At 57.6% G+C, this 3,258-nt stretch carries 4 protein-coding genes and 2 pseudogenes; all 6 read left to right on the top strand.

Annotation, left to right across the window (positions count from 1 at the left end):
- Positions 1-183: pseudogene (locus ACESTR_RS15820) on the top strand (hypothetical protein); the annotation flags it as partial.
- A 35-nt stretch (positions 184-218) separates the two neighbouring features.
- A complete protein-coding gene (locus ACESTR_RS15815; protein WP_004319146.1) occupies positions 219-839 on the top strand; it encodes a DUF4141 domain-containing protein in 621 nt (206 codons plus the stop codon).
- Between the two features lie 19 nt (positions 840-858).
- Positions 859-1,938, top strand: coding sequence for a conjugative transposon protein TraJ (traJ, locus tag ACESTR_RS15810; protein ID WP_004303797.1), 1,080 nt, complete (start codon positions 859-861; stop codon positions 1,936-1,938).
- An 11-nt stretch (positions 1,939-1,949) separates the two neighbouring features.
- Positions 1,950-2,573 (top strand): conjugative transposon protein TraK, encoded by a 624-nt coding sequence (gene traK, locus ACESTR_RS15805; RefSeq protein WP_004295450.1) that lies wholly within the window; start codon positions 1,950-1,952, stop codon positions 2,571-2,573.
- 4 nt (positions 2,574-2,577) lie between these two features.
- Entirely contained in the window at positions 2,578-2,877 is a 300-nt protein-coding gene (locus tag ACESTR_RS15800; RefSeq protein WP_004295449.1) for a TraL conjugative transposon family protein, read from the top strand.
- A pseudogene (locus ACESTR_RS15795) lies at positions 2,852-3,258 on the top strand (conjugative transposon protein TraM); the annotation flags it as partial. The gene ACESTR_RS15800 and the pseudogene ACESTR_RS15795, both read left to right, overlap by 26 nt.

Genomic DNA, 3,258 nt, shown 5'->3' with positions numbered 1-3,258 from the left:
GGCGGCGGTTTTTACGTGGAGGTGTCCTACAAGGACGGGACACGCTTCTCCCGTCCCGTGAGGAAGTATTGGGGAGGCATCCGTTACTTCGACCTCTACGGGGATGTCGCCCTGGCCTACGATGCGGGGCGCGAGGTGCTCCAGCTCTCCGCCTACGGGGATTATTACCGGGCGTCGGAATGACCGCCCAAGTATTCACGAATTAAATAATGAAAAGGATGAAACGATTGATTTTAACGCTGTTCGTGGGGCTTCTTTGCTTCACGTACCAGGCAAAAGCGCAGTGGACGGTCATCGACCCGTCGAACCTCGTTCAGAACATCAAGAGCGCGGTTCAAAGCTCGACCACGGCGACCAACATGGTCAAGTCGCTGCAAGAGAGTATCAAGATTTATAACCAGAGCAAGGCTTACTACGACGCCCTCAAATCGGTGCATAACATCATCAAGGATGCCCGGAAGGTGAAGCTGACACTCGAAATGGTCAGCGAGATCACGGAAATCTACACCTCGGGATTCAACCGTATGGTTTCAGACCCGAACTTCACGGTGGACGAGCTGGCGGCGATCTCGGCGGGTTACGCCCGGCTGCTGGAGGAGGGCGGCGCGCTGGTGGCGGAACTCAAGACGGTCATAACCGGCGGCAACGGCCTCTCGCTCTCGGACAAGGAGCGGATGGACGTGGTGGATCAGGTTTACACGAAGATGCTGGAGTACCGCAACCTCACGCGCTATTACACGCGCAAGACCATCTCCGTGTCCTTCATCCGCGGCCGCGAAAAGGGCGACGCGCACCGGGTGCTGGCACTTTACGGGAACCCGAACGACAGATATTGGTAACCTGAAAACGGAGGCAGTCATGGATTTCGACAATTTACACCAGGTTCTCCGGAACCTGTATCAGGAGATGATGCCGCTATGCGGCGACATGATCGGGGTGGCGAAAGGTATCGCCGGCCTGGGTGCGCTCTTTTACGTGGCTTACCGGGTATGGAAGGCACTGGCCAATGCGGAGCCTATCGACGTGTTCCCGCTCCTGCGGCCTTTCGCCATCGGCTTGTGCGTGATGTTCTTTCCCACCGTGGTTCTGGGGACGATCAACGCCGTGATGTCGCCCGTGGTGCAGGGCACGCACGCCATACTGGAGGGGCAGACGTTGGATTTGCAGGCATACCAGCAACAGAAGGACGATTTGGAAGCCGAGGCCCGCAGGCGCGAGGGCAAGGCTTGGTTAGTGGACGACGAGGTGTATGAACAACGGCTTGCGGATATGGGTATCACGGATTTGGGCGAGATTATCAGCATGTGGGCCGAACGCACGTGGTACGACATCAAGGCCGGTTTCCGGCAGCTTGTCCGGGACTTCTTCGAGTTGTTGTTCAACGCCGCGGGGCTTACCATCGACACGCTGCGGACATTCTTTTTAGTCGTGCTGTCGATTCTGGGGCCCTTGTCGTTCGCCCTCTCCATTTACGACGGCTTCCACTCGACACTCGCGAGCTGGATTTCCCGCTATATCAGCGTGTACCTTTGGCTTCCCATCGCCGACCTGTTCTCCGCGGTGCTGGCCAAGATCCAGACGTTGATGCTCCAGGCGGACGTCCTGGCCCTGCAAGACCCCAACTACATTCCCGACAGCGGCAGCGGTGTCTATATTATCTTTTTGATTATAGGTATCATAGGCTATTTCACGATCCCCACCGTTGCCGAGTGGGTGATCCAGTCGGGCGGAGCCGGCGGGGCTATGGGCGGTATCAACAAGGCCGGGGCATTCGCCACGGGTGTCGCGGGCGGTATCGCCGGCAACATGATCGGCCGCACGTTCGGGCGTCGCGGCGGTGGCGGTTCCTCCTCCGGTAACGGCGGCGGTGGCCCGGCTTCGGGCAGTGCCCCCAACGGGCGCAACCTGGCAACACAAGGTAACAGTAATCATTCATAACAATTTGGACAATGGAATTCAAGTCATTAAAAAACATCGAAACAAGTTTCAGGCAGATTCGGCTTTTCGGTATCGTGTTCCTCTGCCTGTGCGCGCTGGTATCCGTGTTCAGCGTGGTCGCGAGCTTCCGTTTCGCCGAAAAGCAGCGCGAGAAGATCTACGTCCTGGACGGGGGCAAGTCGCTGATGCTGGCGCTCTCGCAGGATTTGAGCCAGAACCGCCCCGTGGAGGCGCGCGAACATATCCGGCGTTTTCACGAGTTGTTCTTTACCCTCTCGCCCGACCGTGCGGCCATCGAAAGCAACATCAACCGCGCGCTGTTCCTGGTCGATAAGAGCGCCTTCGCCTATTACCAGGACATGCAGGAGAAAGGTTACTACAACCGTGTGGTGTCGGGGAACATCAGCCAGCGTATCGAGGTGGACTCCGTGGTGTGCGACTTCAACGCCTATCCCTACCGGGCCATGACCTATGCCCGGCAAATGATTGTCCGCGAGAGCAACATCACCGAGCGTTCGCTGGTCACGCGCTGCGAGCTGATCAACTCGGGGCGTTCGGACAATAACCCGCAGGGTTTCATCATGGAGAAATTCGAGATTCTGGAGAACCGCGATTTACGTACATTAAAAAGATAAGGCTATGGCAAAGAAGAGAATAAAGGCTTTCGGGGAGTGGGTCGAAGACCACCTGCGCCGCGCTTGCGGGGCGCTCTCGCCCGATAAGCGGATTATCGTGATCCTCACGCTGCTCTTGTTCTTTTCCGTCTTGTCGCTCTACTTTACCGTGTCTTCCATCTACCGCTTCGGCAAGGGAGCCGGGGAACGGATGCAGATACGGCATATCGAGCGGCTGGAGCTGGAATTAAGACAACGGCAGGAGGCCGACAGTGTAAAACATCTAAAAGATTTCAATTATGACGACGAACGAAAAACAGAATAAACAGCCGGAGGCGGGGAAAAAGGAACTCACGCCCCGGCAGATACAGATGCGGAAGAAGATGGTGGTCTTCCCGCTCTTTTTCCTGGCCTTTGCCGGGTGCATGTGGCTGATCTTCTCCCCCGGCGAAAAAGAACGGGAGGAGCCTTCGGCGGGTTTCAACACGGAGCTGCCGACCCCGGAATCGGAGGGTATCCTCTCGGACAAGCGTGATGCCTACGTGCAGGAGGAGATGCGGCGCAGGGAGCGGGAAAAGATGCGCTCCTTGCAGGATTTCGCGTTCGGGATGGAGGACGAGGAGGAAGAACCCGTCATGCCCGCTGCCGTGCCGGATAAGTCTTCCGGCCCTGCCGGCGGTTCGTCGGGAGCTTTCCGGACTTCCCG

Origin of the sequence: Alistipes sp. DJF_B185 (genome assembly GCF_964250025.1) — a bacterium.
Classification (GTDB): domain Bacteria; phylum Bacteroidota; class Bacteroidia; order Bacteroidales; family Rikenellaceae; genus Alistipes; species Alistipes finegoldii.
This window is presented reverse-complemented; position numbering and strand designations above follow the sequence as displayed.